This window comes from Burkholderia sp. Nafp2/4-1b (assembly GCF_003635165.1).
Lineage (GTDB): Bacteria > Pseudomonadota > Gammaproteobacteria > Burkholderiales > Burkholderiaceae > Burkholderia.
Window position 1 is genome coordinate 401,912 of record NZ_ML058616.1, and the last position, 16,886, is coordinate 418,797.

Genomic DNA, 16,886 nt, shown 5'->3' on the forward strand with positions numbered 1-16,886 from the left:
GATCAGCCTCGCGTCACGGCTGCGACACGTCGCGGCCGAAGTACTTCTGCGAGATCTTCGCGTAGGTGCCGTCGGCCTTGATGTCCGCGAGCGCCTTGTCGACCGCGGCCACCAGCGCGGGATTGCCCTTGCGCAGCAGCACGCCCGACGCATCGCCGGCACCCGTCGTGTCGGTCGCCGCGATCTTCAGCTTCGCGTCCGGCTTGTGCTTGCGGAAATCGAGGTACGACAGCGAATCGTTGATCGTCGCGTCGACGCGCCCCGAGCTCAGCAGATCGATGGATTCGTTGAAGCCCTGCACCGGCACCACGTCCGCGCCGTGTGCGGCCGCGAGCTTGCCGAAGTTGCTGGTCAGCGTGTTCGCGGATTTCTTGCCCTTCAGGTCGTCGAACGAGCGGATCGACGTGTTGTCCGCGCGCACGATCAGCACCGCATGCGACGTGATGTACGGCGTCGAGAAATCGTATTTCGCCTTGCGCGCATCGGTGATCGACACTTCGTTGACGACCGCGTCGTAGCGGTTCACGTCGAGGCCCGCGATCAGTCCGTCCCACTTGCCTTCGATGAACTCGGGCTTCACGCCGAGCCGCTGCGCGATCGCGGTCGCGATGTCGACGTCGAAGCCGGTCAGCTTGCCCGATGCGTCGTGATACGTGAACGGCGCATACGTGCCTTCGGTGCCGACCCGGAACACGCCGGCCGACTTGATCTGCGACAGGTCGTCGGCAGCGAGTGCGCTCGTGGCCGCGACGGCCTGCAGCATCGCGACGACCAGGAGGGAGCGGAGGATTTTCATGGTGCGGACCCCGAATGATTGGTGGGTGTGATCCCGGCGGCACACGTGTGCCGTGCGAGAGGTCCGCGAATTCTACCGACGCGTCGAGGCCCGGCAAAAACGCAAATCGGCTATCGATATGAGCCGATCGAATAACGCCCGCCGCGGCCGTGGGGCCGGTGCGGGCGCAGGTGCGCGCACATTACGCGCCGCTTACCACGGCAGCGAATAGGTCTTCGTATTCGTGAAGCTCTTCATCGCTTCCTGCACGCCTTCCTTGTAGCCGAGGCCCGAATCCTTCACGCCGCCGAACGGCGTCAGTTCGAGCCGGTAGCCCGGCACCTCGCGCACGTTCACGCTGCCGACTTCCAGCTCGGTGATGAAGCGCGTGATGTTGTCGAAGCGGTTCGTGCAGACCGACGACGACAGCGCATAGTCGGTGCTGTTCGACATCCGGATCGCCTCGTCGATGTCGCGAAAGCGCATGATCGGCGACACGGGCCCGAACGTCTCGTACTTCACGAGCGGCATGTCGGGCGTCACGCGATCGATGACGGTCGGCGAATACAGCGCGCCGTCGCGTACGTTGCCCACCAGCAGCCGCGCACCGCGCGCGATCGCATCGTTCACCTGCTGCTCGCAGAACTTCGCGGCCGCTTCGTCGATCACGGTGCCCATGTCGACCGACGGATCGGCCGGGTTGCCGTACGCCCACGCGCGGGTTTTCTCGACGACCAGCTCGGTGAAGTGATCGGCCACCGCCTCGTGCACGAGCATCCGCTTGATCGCGGTGCAGCGCTGCCCCGAGTTCTTGTACGAGCCCGACACGGCCAGCGTGCTCGCTTCGTCGAGATCGGCGTCTTCCATCACGATGATCGGATCGTTGCCGCCGAGCTCGAGCACCGCGCGCCGGTAGCCCATCCGCGACGCGATCGACTTGCCGATCGACACACCGCCGGTGAAGGTGATCAGGTCGATTGCCGGGTTCGTGATCAGTTCGTCCGCGATGTCCTTCGGGTCGCCGGTGAGCACCTGCAGCATCTGCGGCGGCAGGCCGGCTTCGTACAGGATGTCCGCGAACAGATAGCACGACAGCGGCACCTTCTCCGACGGCTTCACGACGATCCGGTTATTGGTCGCGACCGACGGCACGACCTTGTGCGCGACCTGGTTCATCGGATGGTTGAACGGCGTGATCGCGGAAATCACGCCGAGCAGCGGCTCGCGCTGCGTGTACACGCGGCGCTTCTTGCCGTGCGGCGTCAGATCGCACGAGAAGATCTGCCCGTCGTCCTTCAGCACTTCGCCCGCGCCGAACGTGAGCACGTCGGCGACGCGGCCGGCTTCGTACGTCGAATCCTTGATGCACAACCCGGCCTCGGCCGTGATCAGCGCCGCGATCTCGGCGGTGCGCGCCCGCACGATGTCGGCCGCGCGGCGCAGGATCGCCGCACGCTCGTGGCGCGTGAGCGACGGCCGGTACGCACGCGCGACCGCGAACGCGCGCCGCACGTCGTCGAGCGTCGCCTTCGGCACGGTGCCGACGAGCGAGCCGTCGTACGGGTTGCGTACTTCGATCACCGCGTCGCGGTAGATCTTTTCACCGTCGATTCGCAGTGCTTCACGATGAAGCGTGCGCACATCCGTCGATTCTGCAATGGCGTTCATGAGTGTCTCCTGGCGGATGCGTCCGCGTCACTGCAGATGGTTGAGCGCGATGTCGATGATGTCGAAGTTGCGCAGCCGCGCGCGGCCCGTGACGTCGGTGGCAACCGGCTTGCTGAAGATCAGCGGCACGAGCTGCTCGGAGATCCCGCCGTGCGAGCGCAGCGGCACGTCGAGGCCCGACAGGTCGTGCTTGATGCGGCGCGTGCCGAGCACGACGTCCTGCTTCGAGATCACGATCAGGTCGCCCATCCGCGCGGGCGGCAGCTCGAAGCGTGCGCAGCCTTCGGCGCCCGTCAGCACCACTTCGATGCCGTCCACCGCGGCGAGCCGTGCGCGCAGTGCGTCGGTATTGGCGCCGTCCGGCACGTAGACGGTCGCGAACGAGCCGAGCGCGCCGTGGTGCACGACGTACGGATCGGTGATCGGCAGGATCACGCGCGCCGCATCGTGGCCGAGCCACTCGTCGAACAGCTCCTGCAGGTAGATCACGTTCGGCTCGCCGGTCTCGCCGTCGTGCTTCGCGTTCATCCCGTGGTCGGCCGTGATCGCGACGATCGCGCCCAGCTCGTCGAGCCGCTTCAGGTACTTGTCCATCATCTGGTAGAACGCGTTCGCGCCGTCGGTGCCGGGCGCGCACTTGTGCTGCACGTAGTCGGTCGTCGACAGGTACATCAGATCGATCGGGCGCGTCTCGAGCAGGCGCACGCCGGCCGCGAACACGAACTCCGACAGGTCCGCGCTGTACACGCTCGGCACCGGCTTGCCGACCAGCTCGAGCACGTTGTCGATGCCGTTTTCCTCGATGCTGGCCTCGTCCGCCTTCTCCGACGAGAAGCAGATTCCCTTGAGCCCCTTGCCCAGCAGGCGGCGCAGCTTGTCCTTCGCGGTGACGACCGCGACGCGCGCGCCCTGTTCGGCGAAGGTCGCGAGCACGGTGGGCGCGACGAGGTACTTCGGATCGTTCATCAGCACCTCGGCGCCGGTGTCGCGATCGTAGAAGTAGTTGCCGCTTATCCCGTGGATGGCCGGCGGCACGCCGGTAACAATCGACAGGTTGTTCGGGTTCGTGAAGCTCGGCACCACGCACTCGCCCTTGAGCGCCGTGCCCGGCTTCAGCAGCGTGCGCAGGAACGGCGCGACGCCGGCCTCGGCCGCCATCTCGAGATATTCATAGGCGCAGCCGTCGACGCAGACCACCACCACGGGGCGGCTCATCCAGTTGTAGCGGCGGCCGTTCACTTCCACGGATACAGGCGTTTCAGTCATGACGTTCAGTCCTTTCGGTTCGAAGGGGGTTGAGCTGTCGGCGCCCGCGCCGCGCCGAGGAGGTGTTTTCCATGCTTGACATTAAAATTGATGATTTGTAGATTGTCAACAACATGCAAAGAACAGAAAGCAAAAAACGAAAACACGAAGCAGCAGGAAGAGGGCTGGTCTCCACTCATCCGCCGCGTGCCGCGGCGCCACAGTCAAGGGGTCTGAAGATGAACGAAGTGCCGGTACACAAGCGTTTCAATGGATGGGCGACGGGCGCGGCCCGTCTGGCGCTGGCCGCCGCGGTCGCACTCGGCGCCGCGCAGGCGGCGCACGGGAAGACGTCGCTGCTCGTCTACACCGCGCTGGAAGACGAGGCGATGAAGCCCTACAAGGACGCGTTCGAGAAGGCGAACCCCGACATCGAGATCCGCTGGGTGCGCGACTCGACCGGCTCGGTCACCGCGAAGCTGCTCGCGGAGAAGAACAATCCGCGCGCGGACGTCATCCTCGGCCTCGCCGCATCGAGCCTCACGCTGCTCGACCTGCAGGGGATGCTGATGCCGTACACGCCGAAGGGCTTCGACCAGCTCACGCGCAAGTACAGCGACGCGAACACGCCGCCGCACTGGGTCGGCATGGACGTGTGGGGCGCGACGATCTGCTACAACCGCGTCGCCGCGCAGGCGAAGAACATTCCGAAGCCGACGTCGTGGGAAGACCTGACGAAGCCGGTCTACAAAGGCGCGATCGTGATGCCGAGCCCGGTGTCGTCGGGCACCGGCTACCTCGACGTGACCGCATGGCTGCAGACCTTCGGTGACGACAAGGGCTGGAAATTCATGGACGCGCTCGACAAGAACGTCGCGCAATACGTGCACTCGGGCTCGAAGCCGTGCACGCTCGCCGGCACCGGCGAATTCCCGATCGGCATCTCGTTCGAGTTTCGCGGCCACGAACTGCAGGCGCAGGGCGCGCCGATCGACCTCGTGTTCCCGAAGGAAGGGCTCGGGTGGGACATGGAAGGCACGGCGATCATGAAGACGACGAAGCAACCCGACGCCGCGAAGAAGCTCGCCGACTTCATGGCGAGCAAGGACGCGAACCAGATCACCGCGCGCTGGTGGGCGATCGTCGCGTACCCGGGCGTCGCGCGCAAGCTGAGCGGCATCCCCGACAACTATTCGGATCTGCTCGTGAAGAACGACTTCGTGTGGTCCGCGAAGAACCGTCAATCGATCCTCGACAACTGGCAGAAGCGCTACGGGGCGAAGGCACAGCAATGACACGGCACTGACGCGGCAATAACGCCGCAACCGGCCGCGGGGCCGCGCGACGCGCCGCCCCGCATCCTTCCGATCGTCGTATCCGGCCCGCGTCCGGGCCGCCCGCAGCGTGGAGGCGTGCATGGCACCCTATCTGAGCGTAGAACGCATCGAAAAGCGGTACAACGACACACAGGTCCTCACCGACATCAACCTGAGCGTGATGAAGGGCGAGATGATCTGCTTCCTGGGGCCGTCCGGCTGCGGGAAAACCACGCTGCTGCGGATCATCGCGGGGCTCGAGGCGCAAAGCGCCGGCCACATCATGCAGGACGGCCGCGACATCTCGCGGCTGCCGCCGCAACTGCGCGACTACGGGATCGTGTTCCAGTCGTACGCGCTGTTTCCGAACCTCACCGTGTTCGACAACGTCGCGTACGGGCTCGTGAACCGCAAGATGAAGCGCGACGCGATCCACGAGCGCGTGCACACGCTGCTCGCGCTGGTCGGCCTGCCGGACAGCCATCGCAAGCATCCCGGTCAATTGTCCGGCGGCCAGCAGCAGCGCATCGCACTGGCGCGCGCGCTCGCCACGTCCCCCGGCCTGCTGCTGCTCGACGAGCCGCTGTCGGCGCTCGATGCGCGCGTGCGCGTGCGGCTGCGCCAGGAAATCCGCGCGCTGCAGCAGCGGCTCGGCGTGACGACGATCATGGTCACGCACGACCAGGAAGAAGCGCTGTCGATGGCCGACCGCATCGTCGTGATGAACCAGGGGGTGATCGAGCAGATCGGCACGCCGCTCGAAATCTACCGGCAGCCCGCGTCGCCGTTCGTCGCGGACTTCATCGGCCGCGTCAACACGATCCCCGCCGAAGTCGCGCAGGACGGCACGCTGCGCGCGGGCGGCGTCGGCTTCGACTGCCGGCACGGCACCACCCGGCCGGCCCAGGGCGCGGCCGTGTCGGTCTACGTGCGGCCCGAGGACCTGCGCATCCGCATTCCGGGCGAGACGGCCGACAACGTGCTGGCCGGCCGGGTCGAAAAGCTCGAATTCCTCGGCGCGTTCTGCCGCGTGAGCTTCCGGATCGACGGGCTCGACGGCCAGGAGATCGTCGCCGACCTGTCGTATCACGACGTCGATCGCACCGGCGTGCAGGCCGGCGCGCGCATCGACCTCGCGCTCGATCGCGAGCATGTGCGCGTGTTCCCGAGCGCGAAGGAGCGACTGCAATGAGCACCGTCCTCACCGAACGCCGCCGCGGCGCGGCCGCCCCCGCCGACGTGCGGCAGATCACGCACTGGCACGACCGCATCGCGCAGCTCGCGCTCGTCGCGATGGCCGCGCTGATGTCGCTGTTCCTGCTGGTGCCGCTCGCGCTCGTCGTGCAGAAATGCTTCGTCGATGCGGACGGCCGTTTCGTCGGCGCGCGCAACTTCGTCGACTATCTCGAGGACAGCGGCGTGCTGCGCTCGATGCTCCATTCGCTGACGGTCGGCGCGCTCGTCACGTCGATCGTCGTGCCGATGGCGTTCACGTTCGCGTATGCGTTGACGCGCTCGTGCATGCCGCTGAAGAACGCCGCGCGCACGATCGCGCTGCTGCCGCTGCTCGCGCCGACGCTGCTGTCCGCCGTGTCGTTCATCTACTGGTTCGGCAACGCGGGGCTGCTCAAGCCGCTGCTGCACGGCCACTCGATCTACGGGCTGCCGGGGATCGTCGCGAGCATGGTGTATGCATCGTTCCCGCACGTGCTGATGATCCTCGTGACCGCGCTGTCGCTCGCGGACGGCCGACTGTACGAAGCCGCCGACGCGATGGGCACGAGCCGCACGCGCAAGTTCTTCACGATCACGCTGCCCGGCGCGAAGTACGGGCTGATCAGCGCGACGATGGTCGCGTTCACGATGTGCATCAACGACTTCGGCGTGCCGGTGGTGATCGGCGGCTCGTACAACGTGCTGTCGACCGACATCTACAAGCTGATCATCGGGCTGCAGGACTTCAACCGCAGCGCGGTCGTGAGCCTGATGCTGCTGTGCCCGGCCCTCGTCGCGTTCGGCGTCGACTTCTTCATCCGCCGCCGCCAGCAGTCGCAGCTCGGCGCGCGCTCGACGCCGTACCAGCCGAAGCCGTCGCGCGGCTTCGACGCCGCGATGCTCGCGTACTGCGCGCTGGTGTGCGCGTTCTTCATCGCGGTGGTCGGCATCTCGGTGTTCGCGTCGTTCGTGAAATTCTGGCCGTACCAGATGACCCTCGGGCTGCAGCATTACGAGATGGGGCTGATCGGCGCCGGGATCTTCGATGCGTACAAGAACAGCCTGCGGATGGCCGCGACGGTCGCGCTCGGCGGCACGATCGTCGTGTTCGGCGGCGCCTACCTGATCGAGAAGACCCGCGGCGCGCGCTGGCTGCGCGGCTTCATCAGCCTGTGCGCGATCCTGCCGATGGGCGTGCCGGGCCTCGTGCTCGGCATCAGCTACATCTTCCTGTTCAACGCACCCGGCAATCCGCTGAACGGGCTGTACGGGTCGCTGTGGCTGCTCGCGATCGTCACGGTCGTCCACTACTACGCGTCGAGCCACCTCACGGCCGTCACCGCGCTGCGGCAGATCGACAGCGAGTTCGAGGCCGTATCCGCCTCGCTGAAGGTGCCGTTCTACAAGACCTTCGTGCGCGTGACCGTGCCCGTGTGCCTGCCGGCGATCCTGCTGATCGCGCGCTACCTGTTCGTCAACGGGATGACGACGGTTTCCGCCGTCGCGTTCCTGTACTCGCCCGACACGCAGCCGGCCTCCGTCGCGATCCTGAACCTCGACGACGCGGGCCAGATGGGCCCGGCCGCCGCGATGGCGACGCTCGTGCTCGCGACCTCGTCGTTCGCCTGCGTGCTGTTCGCATGCATCTCGCACCGCCTGTTGCGCCGCACGCAGGCGTGGCGCAACACGCATCGCCGCTGATCCTTTCGCCGCATTCACGTGACGTCCCGACTTCACCAAGGAGACACCATGACGCTCGCCCCCCAGCCCATCCTGCTCACCCCCGGCCCCCTGACGACCTCGGACCGCACGCGCGACGCGATGCTGCGCGACTGGGGTTCGTGGGACAGCGACTTCAACGCGATCACCGCGCGGCTGCGCGAACGGCTGCTGCAGATCGTGCACGGCGAAGGCACGCACGAATGCGTGCCGCTGCAGGGCAGCGGCACGTTCTCGGTCGAGGCCGCGATCGGCACGCTCGTGCCGCGCGACGGCCACGTGCTCGTGCCGAACAACGGCGCGTACTGCCAGCGCCTCGCGAAGATCTGCCGCGTGCTCGGCCGCAAGCTCACGACGATCGACTACACCGAAGACCGCCGCGTCGATCCGGCCGACGTCGAGCGTGCGCTCGCGGCCGATCCGTCGATCACGCACGTCGCGCTCGTGCACTGCGAAACCGGCGCCGGCGTGCTGAATCCGCTGCACGACGTCGCGCAAGTGGTCGCGAAGCACGGCCGCGGGCTGATCGTCGATGCGATGAGCTCGTTCGGCGCGATCGATATCGACGCGCGCACGACGCCGTTCGACGCGGTGATCGCGGCGTCCGGCAAGTGCCTCGAAGGCGTGCCGGGCCTCGGCTTCGTGATCGCGAAGCGCGCGACGCTCGAGCGCTGCGAAGGCAACAGCCACTCGCTCGCGATGGACCTGTACGACCAGTGGGTCTACATGCAGCGCACGACGCAATGGCGCTTCACGCCGCCGACGCACGTGGTCGCGGCGCTCGACGCGGCCGTCGCGCAGTACGTCGACGAAGGCGGGCTCGCCGCGCGCGGCGGGCGCTACCAGCGCAACACGCGCGCGCTGATCGACGGGATGCGCGCGCTCGGTTTCCGGCCGTTCCTCGATCCGGCGATCCAGGCGCCGATCATCGTCACGTTTCACGCGCCGGACGATCCGAACTACGACTTCAAGCGCTTTTATCAGGAGGTCAAAAAGCGCGGCTACATTCTGTATCCGGGCAAGCTGACCGAAGTCGACACGTTCCGGGTCGGCTGCATCGGCCACTTCGGCGAAGCCGGCATTCCGGGCGCGGTCGCCGCGATCGCCGATACGCTGAAGGCGATGGGCGTGCGGCGCGTGTCCGCGCAAGCAGCGGCCTGACGCGACCAACCCAGCCGCACCACGGTGCGCGGCCCCGCCGCCGCGCGTCGTGGTGAAGCTGGTTTTTCGCCGTGTGTGCGGCACGGCAATCTTCGACCCTTACTGGCACGACATCCGATGCGACCCTTCTGGATCGAACAAGCGCTGTTCAATGACGGCGATCTCGCACCCGCGCTGCAGGGCGCGACCCAGGCCGACGTCTGTATCGTCGGCGGCGGCTTCACCGGGCTCTGGACCGCGATCCAGGCGAAACAGCAGAACCCGGCGCTCGACATCGCGATACTCGAGGCCGACCTGTGCGGCGCCGGCGCGAGCGGACGCAACGGCGGCTGCCTGCTCACGTGGTCCGCGAAATTCCTGACGCTGCGCCGCCTGTTCGGCGAAGCGGAGGCGATCCGGCTCGTGAAGGCGTCGGAAGCGGCGGTCCAGCACATCGCCGACTTCTGCCGCGCGCATCGCATCGATGCCGAGTTGCGGCTCGACGGCACGCTGTACACCGCGACGTCGCGCGCGCAGGTCGGCACGCTCGCGCCGGTGCTCGACGCGCTCGCCGCGTGCGGCATCCACAGCTACGAGCCGCTGCCGGCCGCCGAAGTCGTACGCCGTTCGGGCTCCACCCGCAATCTCGACGGCGTGTACTCGCCGATCGCCGCGACCGTGCATCCGGGCAAGCTCGTGCGCGGGCTGCGCCGCGTCGCGCTCGACATGGGAATCCGGATCTACGAGCGCACCCCGCTCGTCGACTTCACGCCGGGTCAGCCGGCCGTCGTGCAAACGCCCTCCGGCAGCGTGCGCGCAGGCAAGCTGGTATTCGCGATCAACGCGTGGATGGCGAGCCGCTTTCCGCAGTTCGAGCGCACGATCGCGGTCGTGTCGAGCGACATGGTCATCACCGAGAAATGCCCGGCGCTGCTGGAAAGGACGGGGCTCGTCGATGGCGTATCGGTGCTCGATTCGCGGATCTTCGTGTACTACTACCGCACGACCGCCGACGGCCGGCTGATGCTCGGCAAGGGCGGCAACACGTTCTCGTGGCGCAGCCGCATCGCACCGGTGTTCGACCGGCGCTCGCCGTACGAGGCGCAGCTCACGCAGAGCCTGCGCGAGTTCTTCCCGTCGCTCGCGGGCGTGCCGGTCACCGCGAGCTGGAACGGCCCGTCGGACCGATCGGTGACGGGCTTCCCGTTCTTCGGCCGCCTCGACGACGCGCCGAACGTGTTCTACGGCTTCGGCTATTCAGGCAACGGCGTCGGGCCGACCTACATGGGCGGGCAGATTTTGTCGTCGCTGGTGCTCGGCCTCGACAACGCATGGACACGCAGCCCGATCGTACGCGGCCCGCTCGGCCATTTCCCGCCGGAGCCGATCCGCTATGTCGGCGCGCACGTCGTGCGCAATGCGATCCGCCGCAAGGAGCGTGCGGAAGACGAGAGCCGGCGGCCGGCTATGGTCGACACGTGGCTCGCTAAATTCGCGAGCGCGGCGGGCAAGGCCGACAAGGCGTGACGCCGCATAGACGTAACGACGCGCCGATGCGATGACGTGACGCGCAATGCAAAAGGGACGCTGCGAAGCGTCCCTTTGCTGTTGCCGCGGCGGCCCGTGCAGCGGCGTTACACGCGCTCGGCTTTCTCCCGCGCTGCCTTGCCCGTCCCGGGCAGCCCCTGCTCGTGCGTGCGGCGCATCCGCGCGAGGCCGTGCGCGACGTGCTCGCGCACGAGCGCGACGGCCTTCTCCTCGTCGCCGCTCGCAAGCGCCTGCACGATCTTGTCGTGCTCGGCCGCCGACACCGCGATCGCATCCTCCTCGGCCTCGATCGCGGCCTGGCGCAGCAGCCCGAGCTGGCGCACGAGCCGGCGATAGGTATCGGTGAGGTGCGTATTGCCGACGCCGACCACCATCGCGTCGTGGAACTGCACGTTCAGCTCGGTGTAGCGCGTGACGTCGCGCGTCTTCGCCGCATCCTTCATCGACTGGATGATGCCCTTCAGCACCTTCAGCGTGTCGGGCGAAATGCGCTTCGCGAGCGCGCGTGCGACCGACTCGTCGAGCATTGCGCGCACTTCGTAGATTTCCTCGGCCTCGCGCAGCGGCACGACGCGCACCGTCACGCCGCGGTTCTTCTCGTTGCGCAGCAGACCGGCCTGCTCGAGCGCGCGAAATGCCTCGCGCACGGGGCCGCGCGACACGTTCAGCCTGGTCGCGATGTCGACTTCGTTGAGCTTTTCGCCCGGCGCGTATTCGCCGGATACGATCGCGCGCTCGAGCATGTCCTGGACAATCATCGCGAGCGACTGGCTTTGCAGGAGTTCGATGGCGTTGAGCGCGTTCGGGGCAGTCATGGTCGGGCAGGCAGCGAAGCCGCGGTGAAAACGAGGGCGCCATATCGGCGAATGATCGTTATATACCCTCGGCCCGACACATTGTCAACAGTTTTCAGTTTCCAAAAACCCGTTCCACGTGCGTGAAACGGGGCGTCGTGCGGCCCGCATGAGCACACCGTGCCGCACGACGCGAGCCGGTTCGTCAGGCCGTCTGCTTCACCGGCCCCGGGTCGCTCTGGCTCGGCCGGCCCGTCTCAACGTGGCCCGCGAAGCGCCGCACGACCTTGTCGTCGCCGCCGCGCAGCGTCGTCGCGGTGAGCGTCAGATCGTACCAGCCGTGGCTCGACGACAGCTCGAAGTGATCCTCGACGCGTTCGCCCGGCTCCAGCGTGTAGGTGCGTGCCTGCGCATGGCTGTACGCGTTGTCGACGACCACGCGGCAGGTTGCCCGGCCGCTGTTGCGCAGCTGCAGGTACACGTGGCGGTTGCGCACGTCGTAGCCGATCTTCGCTTCGGGGTTCGCGTGGCGGCCGTCCGCGGCCAGCCGCGTGTTGCCCTGGAATTCGCACAGATAGCCGTTCGGGCCATAGGCGGCGAGATGGTAGTCGCCGCGCGCGGCCGACGTGCTCCACGTATCGGCGAAGCGGTCGTGCGAGGCGACTGCGTAGCGGCGCGGCGGCGTCGCCGGATTGCGGCGGTCGTACACGTAGAACGCGGCGCCCGCGTCGCCCGAGTTCGCGAAATCGAGCGACACGCTGTCGTCGCGGCCGTTCACGCGGGCATGCACGAACAGCTCGTACGGCAGCGCGCGCGCCGGACGCGTGCCCGGCTCCTGCGCCGGCATCGACTGCTGCGCGGGCACCTGATACGCGTGGCCGGCCGTCTGGATGTGCTGCGGCACCGTGAAGCTCACCGTGCGCGTATCGGGCCGCGCGGAGAAATCGAACGCCGACGTAAGGTCGCCGCAGATGGACCGGCGCCACGCACTGATGTTCGGCTCCTGCACGCCGAAGCGCGCTTCGAGGAAACGCAGCACCGACGTGTGGTCGAACGTCTCCGAGCAGACCCAGCCGCCCTTCGTCCACGGCGAGATGATGATCAGCGGCACGCGCGGCCCGAGGCCGATCGGCTGGATGCCGCCCGGGTCCGCGCCCGGCACCAGCGGGCTCATCTCGCCCGGGTACTTGTTCAGGTCGAGCAGTTCGTCGCCCAGGTTCGACAGCAGGTTCGACGACACGATGCCCTGCCCGCCCACGCCGCTCGTGACCGGCGGCACCGGCGGCACGACGTGGTCGAACAGCCCGTCGTTCTCGTCGTAGTTGAGGATGAACACCGTCTTCGCCCATACCTCCGGGTTCGACGTCAGCGCTTCGAGCACCATGTTGATGTAGAACGCGCCGTCGGTCGGCGACGCCTGCGGGTGCTCGCTGTACTTGTACGGCGACACGATCCACGACACCTGCGGCAGGCGGTTCGCCTGCACGTCGGCCTTCAACTCGGCGAGCGTGTGGTCCGACGCACCCTTGTCGACCAGCGGGCCGCTCGCGCCTTCCTTCACCTGGAAGCGCTTGAAGAACATCAGCGAGTTGTCGGTGTAGTTGTCGGTCGGGTCGCCCGGGATGCCGGTGCCGCCCTGGTACACCTTCCAGCTGATCTTCGCGTTCTCGAGGCGTTCCGCGTAGGTCGTCCACGTGTAGCCGTTCACGTCGTCGCGCTCGCCGATGCCCGGCCCGTTCGGCGGGTTGCCGTAGATGTTGCGCGGGTCGATCGTGCCGGTCCACAGATAGATGCGGTTCGGCGCCGTGTCGGCGTGCGCGGAGCAGAAGTACGAATCGCAGATCGTGAACGCGTCGGCGAGCGCGTAGTGGTACGTGAGGTCCTGGCGCTTCAGGTAGCCCATCGTCAGCACGTCCTGCTTCTGGTTCACCCACTGGTCCCACTGGCCGTTGTTCCAGGACAGGTGGCCGCTGCTCCAGCCGTGGTTGGTGCCGGGCTGGAATTCGGTCGTCTGCTTCGGATCGAGGTAGAACGGCAGCACGTACGGCGCGGCCGGGTCGAGCCCGCGCGAATGGTAGTTCTTCGTGAACACCGATGCCGGCGGCTGCTGCCACACCGGCGCGCCGCTCGGCAGCAGGTGCGGGCGCGGGTCGTTGAAGCCGCGCACGCCGCGCAGCCCGCCGAAGTAGTGGTCGAACGAGCGGTTTTCCTGCATGAAGATCACGACGTGTTCGACGTCGCGGATCGTGCCGGTGCGATACGCGGCCGGCATCGCGAGGGCCTTGCGGATCGCCGGCGGAAAGCCGGCATAGGCGGCCATCGCGCCGGCCGACTGGGCGGCGAGGCGCAGGAAATCGCGTCGATTGGTGGCGGACATGAAGAGGATCCTGTGGGTCGATGAGGGTGGCGCCGGTCGAGCGGGGCCGGCGGTCGGTGGGTTGCCGTTATTACTCCGCATCGGCGTGTCCCCACCGTGACCGGTTCCAGCAGGTTTCTTGCGCTCACCCCCAGCTTTTTTTCGAAGCGGCGCACGCAGCGCCCTTCATCCGGCCGACACATGCATACGCTACGCTGACGCGCGATGAAGAGGGGGGAGAAGCCGAGCCGTGTTCGATCAGCTGAAGGCGTTCCACGCGACCGTCCGGCAGGGCAGCATCACGCGCGCCGCGCGCCACCTGGGCGTGAGCCAGCCGACGATTGCCGCGCAGATCCGGCAGGTCGAGCAGCTGTACGGCGTCGAGCTGTTCTACCGCAGCGGCCGCAAGCTCGAGGTCACCGAGACCGGGATCGAGCTGCTGCCGCTCGTCGAGAAGATGATCGCGCTCGAGGCGCAGGCCGACATCATGCTGCGCAACGTCGGCGGCCTGTTCGAAGGGCACCTGCGGATCGGCGCGACGGGGCCCTACTACATCATGGACGCCGTCGGCCGCTTCTCGCATGCGCATCCGTCGATCGCGCTCACGTGCCGGATCGGCAATTCCGAGGAAATCCTGCAGGCGCTGCAGGAGTTCCGCATCGACCTCGCGGTGTCGTCGCAGCGCAATGATGCGGACGGCCTCGAGCGCAAGGTGATCTCGACCGATCCGCTCGTGCTCGTCGTGCACCGCGATCATCCGCTCGCGCGCTTCGACGCGATCGCCGCCGCGCAGCTCGCCGACGTGCGGCTCCTGATCCGCGAGGAAGGGTCGGTCACGCGCCGCTGCACGGAGACGATCCTCGCGGCGGCCGGCGTCGCGGCCACGTCGGTCGCCGAAATCGGCAGCCGCGAAGCGATCCGCGAGGCGATCCTGCACGGCGTGGGCGGGAGCCTCTTTCCACGCGGCGAGGCCGAGCGCCATCCGGACCTGCGGGTCGTCGCGCTGCGCGGCGTCGACACGACGATCGACGAATACGTGTACTACCTGAAGGCGCGCCGCCACAGCCCCGCGATCGATGCGTTCCTCGCGTGCATCCTGCCAGCGCAGCAGGCGGCGGGCGAAGTGGCGCGTGCAACCGCGACCGCGACTGGCGCCACGTCGCCGGTGAACGCGCGCTGAGCCGCCGAGCGTTCAGCGGTTTCGCTGTTGCTGCCCGCCGCCCCACCCGAGTTCACTTCGGCAGCGCGGGAATCATCCACGTCAACACGTGCTGCTGCAGGAACACGAGCACGCCGAGCAGCAGCGTGAGGATCACGCTGTGCCAGAACGTGCGCGCGAACACGACGCCTTCCTGCCCCTTCAGGTCGGTCGTCGACACGCCCGTCGCGATGTTCTGCGGCGAGATCATCTTGCCCATCACGCCGCCCGACGAGTTGGTCGCGGCCATCAGCACCGGATCGAAGCCGAGCTGCCGGGCGGCCACGACCTGCAGGTTGCCGAACAGCGCATTGCCGGACGTGTCGCTGCCGGACAGGAACACCGCGATCCAGCCGAGCGACGCCGACACGAGCGGAAACAGCGCGCCGGTCGACGCGACGCCGGTGCCGAGCGTGTAGCTGATCCCCGAGTAGTTCAGCAGGTACGCGAGCCCGACGATCATCATCACCGTGACGATCGCGATCCACGTCTGCCGCCACGTCTTGACCACGCATTCGAAGAACGCGCCGATGCCGGTGCGCGTCAGCACGGCCGTGATGATCGCCGACACGAGGATCGCGGTGCCGGTGCCGAGCGGCTGGAAGTCCCAGATCGCTGCATACGGCTTGTGATACAGCGACACGAACACCGTGTTGTGCAGGCCCGGCCACTTGATCTTCACGTCGCCGATCGCCGCGATGTTCGCGTGCACCCAGACGATCACGATCACCGACACGACGATCCACGGCAGCCAGCCGCCGAAACCCGCGCGCGCGGCGCCGGCCGTCGCAGGCACGCTGCGCGTGAGCGCGAATTCCGGATCGGGCTGCGGCTTCCACATCTGCAGGAAGCCGATCGTGACGATCAGCGACGTGAGCGACGACAGCACGTCGGTGAGCTGGTAGCCGAGGAAGTTCGACGTGACGAACTGCGCGATCGCGAAGCTGCCGCCCGACACGAGCAGCGCGGGCCACAACTTCGCGATCGAGCGCAGGCCGCCGTACGTGCCGACCACGTAGAACGGCAGCAGCAGCGCGAAGAACGGCAGTTGCCGGCCGACCATCGCGCCGAGCGTCGCGGGAGGCAGCGACGTGACCGCGCCGAGCACGGTGATCGGCACGCCGAGCGCGCCGAACGCGACCGGCGCTGTGTTGAACAGCAGCGTGTAGGTCAGCGCTTCGAGCGCGGGGAAGCCGAGCGCGATCAGGAGCGCGCTGGTGATCGCGACCGGCGTGCCGAACCCGGAGATCCCTTCGAGCAGACAGCCGAACGAGAACGCGACGACGAGGAGCACGAGGCGGCGGTCGTCGGGCAGGTTGTCGAGCATCCACTGCCGGAACTGGTCGAAGCGGCCCGACTTCACCGCGATGTTGTACAGCAGCAAGGCGTTGAACACGATCCACATCACCGGCACGACCGCGAGCGCCATGCCGGCGCCGACCGCGTCGAATGCGAGGCCGGCCGGCATGCCCCACGCGCCGATCGCGACCGCGAGGCCGGCGACGAGACCGGCCAGCGACGCCTGCCACGCCGGCCGGCGCAGCACGCCGAGCGCGATCAGCGCGACCGCGATCGGGATCACGGCGACGAGGAACGACAGCAAGAGCGAGTTGGCGACGGGCGTCAACGGCTGCGCGAACAGGATGCCGGGCGGCAGGGCTGCGGTGGGATTCATCGTGTGTCGTGTCTCCGTTGTGGATCGGAGTCGGCGCTTCGGCGCTTGCCCGGTCTCGTATCAAACGTGCGTTCCACGGCGGCAAGGATCGGGCCGACGCTTGCGCATGCAACCATGCGGCAGCGCCGACCGATCGGTCGCTTAAAAAAGGTTAGGAGGCGCATCGCGCTTTCACAAGGAGGGCAAGCCCGATGCGCGCGTCGTCGATACAACGCCTCCGCCGCACGTTGAACGGCA

Annotated in this window: 12 protein-coding genes; 6 read left to right on the forward strand and 6 right to left on the reverse strand. The window is 67.5% G+C overall.

Annotated elements, in window-relative coordinates; translation table 11 throughout:
* Window positions 1–13: 13 nt before the first annotated feature.
* The 3 genes from C7H84_RS25120 to phnA form a co-directional block, all read right to left on the reverse strand.
* Window positions 14–796 carry an amino acid ABC transporter substrate-binding protein gene (locus tag C7H84_RS25120; protein ID WP_121861284.1) on the reverse strand — a complete coding sequence of 261 codons (783 nt, stop codon included), beginning with the start codon at window positions 794–796 and terminating at the stop codon, window positions 14–16.
* A 192-nt stretch (window positions 797–988) separates the two neighbouring features.
* A complete protein-coding gene (phnY, locus tag C7H84_RS25125) occupies window positions 989–2,443 on the reverse strand; it encodes a phosphonoacetaldehyde dehydrogenase (RefSeq protein WP_121861285.1) in 1,455 nt (484 codons plus the stop codon).
* A gap of 27 nt (window positions 2,444–2,470) precedes the next feature.
* A complete protein-coding gene (gene phnA, locus C7H84_RS25130) occupies window positions 2,471–3,709 on the reverse strand; it encodes a phosphonoacetate hydrolase (protein ID WP_121861286.1) in 1,239 nt (412 codons plus the stop codon).
* Window positions 3,710–3,927: 218 nt separating this feature from the next.
* On the opposite strand from phnA, the gene C7H84_RS25135 reads away from it, so the two are divergent.
* The 5 genes from C7H84_RS25135 to C7H84_RS25155 all read left to right on the forward strand — a co-directional run bounded on the left by C7H84_RS25135 (window position 3,928) and on the right by C7H84_RS25155 (window position 10,605).
* Window positions 3,928–4,983 carry a putative 2-aminoethylphosphonate ABC transporter substrate-binding protein gene (locus C7H84_RS25135; protein WP_121861287.1) on the forward strand — a complete coding sequence of 352 codons (1,056 nt, stop codon included), beginning with the start codon at window positions 3,928–3,930 and terminating at the stop codon, window positions 4,981–4,983.
* Window positions 4,984–5,104: 121 nt separating this feature from the next.
* Window positions 5,105–6,196, forward strand: coding sequence for a putative 2-aminoethylphosphonate ABC transporter ATP-binding protein (locus tag C7H84_RS25140; RefSeq protein ID WP_121861288.1), 1,092 nt, complete (start codon window positions 5,105–5,107; stop codon window positions 6,194–6,196).
* Window positions 6,193–7,920: a putative 2-aminoethylphosphonate ABC transporter permease subunit gene (locus C7H84_RS25145; RefSeq protein WP_121861289.1), complete on the forward strand. Its 1,728-nt coding sequence runs from the start codon at window positions 6,193–6,195 to the stop codon at window positions 7,918–7,920. The genes C7H84_RS25140 and C7H84_RS25145 overlap by 4 nt, the downstream gene beginning before the upstream one ends.
* A 48-nt stretch (window positions 7,921–7,968) precedes the next feature.
* The gene (locus C7H84_RS25150; RefSeq protein WP_121861290.1) at window positions 7,969–9,099 is read left to right on the forward strand and encodes a 2-aminoethylphosphonate--pyruvate transaminase; all 1,131 of its coding nucleotides are present in this window, start codon (window positions 7,969–7,971) and stop codon (window positions 9,097–9,099) included.
* Between the two features lie 117 nt (window positions 9,100–9,216).
* Window positions 9,217–10,605 (forward strand): FAD-dependent oxidoreductase, encoded by a 1,389-nt coding sequence (locus C7H84_RS25155; protein ID WP_121861291.1) that lies wholly within the window; start codon window positions 9,217–9,219, stop codon window positions 10,603–10,605.
* Window positions 10,606–10,712: 107 nt separating this feature from the next.
* Here C7H84_RS25155 and C7H84_RS25160 read toward each other — a convergent pair whose 3' ends face one another.
* Both C7H84_RS25160 and C7H84_RS25165 read right to left on the reverse strand, forming a co-directional pair.
* A complete protein-coding gene (locus C7H84_RS25160; RefSeq protein WP_121861292.1) occupies window positions 10,713–11,441 on the reverse strand; it encodes a phosphonate utilization associated transcriptional regulator in 729 nt (242 codons plus the stop codon).
* Between the two features lie 184 nt (window positions 11,442–11,625).
* The gene (locus tag C7H84_RS25165; protein ID WP_121861293.1) at window positions 11,626–13,797 is read right to left on the reverse strand and encodes a phospholipase C, phosphocholine-specific; all 2,172 of its coding nucleotides are present in this window, start codon (window positions 13,795–13,797) and stop codon (window positions 11,626–11,628) included.
* 229 nt (window positions 13,798–14,026) lie between these two features.
* On the opposite strand from C7H84_RS25165, the gene C7H84_RS25170 reads away from it, so the two are divergent.
* Window positions 14,027–14,956: a LysR family transcriptional regulator gene (locus tag C7H84_RS25170; RefSeq protein WP_240462090.1), complete on the forward strand. Its 930-nt coding sequence runs from the start codon at window positions 14,027–14,029 to the stop codon at window positions 14,954–14,956.
* Between the two features lie 52 nt (window positions 14,957–15,008).
* On the opposite strand, the gene C7H84_RS25175 is transcribed toward C7H84_RS25170, so the two are convergent.
* Window positions 15,009–16,649, reverse strand: a complete 1,641-nt coding sequence (locus tag C7H84_RS25175; RefSeq protein WP_121861294.1) for an L-lactate permease — start codon at window positions 16,647–16,649, stop codon at window positions 15,009–15,011.
* Window positions 16,650–16,886 lie beyond the last annotated feature (237 nt).

What these genes read in the sequence shown, in the direction of transcription:
- C7H84_RS25120 (WP_121861284.1), bottom strand. Translation starts at nt 796, where the DNA reads ATGAAAATCCTCCGCTCCCTCCTGGTCGTCGCGATGCTGCAGGCCGTC.
- phnY (WP_121861285.1), bottom strand. Translation starts at nt 2,443, where the DNA reads ATGAACGCCATTGCAGAATCGACGGATGTGCGCACGCTTCATCGTGAA.
- phnA (WP_121861286.1), bottom strand. Translation starts at nt 3,709, where the DNA reads ATGACTGAAACGCCTGTATCCGTGGAAGTGAACGGCCGCCGCTACAAC.
- C7H84_RS25135 (WP_121861287.1), top strand. Translation starts at nt 3,928, where the DNA reads ATGAACGAAGTGCCGGTACACAAGCGTTTCAATGGATGGGCGACGGGC.
- C7H84_RS25140 (WP_121861288.1), top strand. Translation starts at nt 5,105, where the DNA reads ATGGCACCCTATCTGAGCGTAGAACGCATCGAAAAGCGGTACAACGAC.
- C7H84_RS25145 (WP_121861289.1), top strand. Translation starts at nt 6,193, where the DNA reads ATGAGCACCGTCCTCACCGAACGCCGCCGCGGCGCGGCCGCCCCCGCC.
- C7H84_RS25150 (WP_121861290.1), top strand. Translation starts at nt 7,969, where the DNA reads ATGACGCTCGCCCCCCAGCCCATCCTGCTCACCCCCGGCCCCCTGACG.
- C7H84_RS25155 (WP_121861291.1), top strand. Translation starts at nt 9,217, where the DNA reads ATGCGACCCTTCTGGATCGAACAAGCGCTGTTCAATGACGGCGATCTC.
- C7H84_RS25160 (WP_121861292.1), bottom strand. Translation starts at nt 11,441, where the DNA reads ATGACTGCCCCGAACGCGCTCAACGCCATCGAACTCCTGCAAAGCCAG.
- C7H84_RS25165 (WP_121861293.1), bottom strand. Translation starts at nt 13,797, where the DNA reads ATGTCCGCCACCAATCGACGCGATTTCCTGCGCCTCGCCGCCCAGTCG.
- C7H84_RS25175 (WP_121861294.1), bottom strand. Translation starts at nt 16,649, where the DNA reads ATGAATCCCACCGCAGCCCTGCCGCCCGGCATCCTGTTCGCGCAGCCG.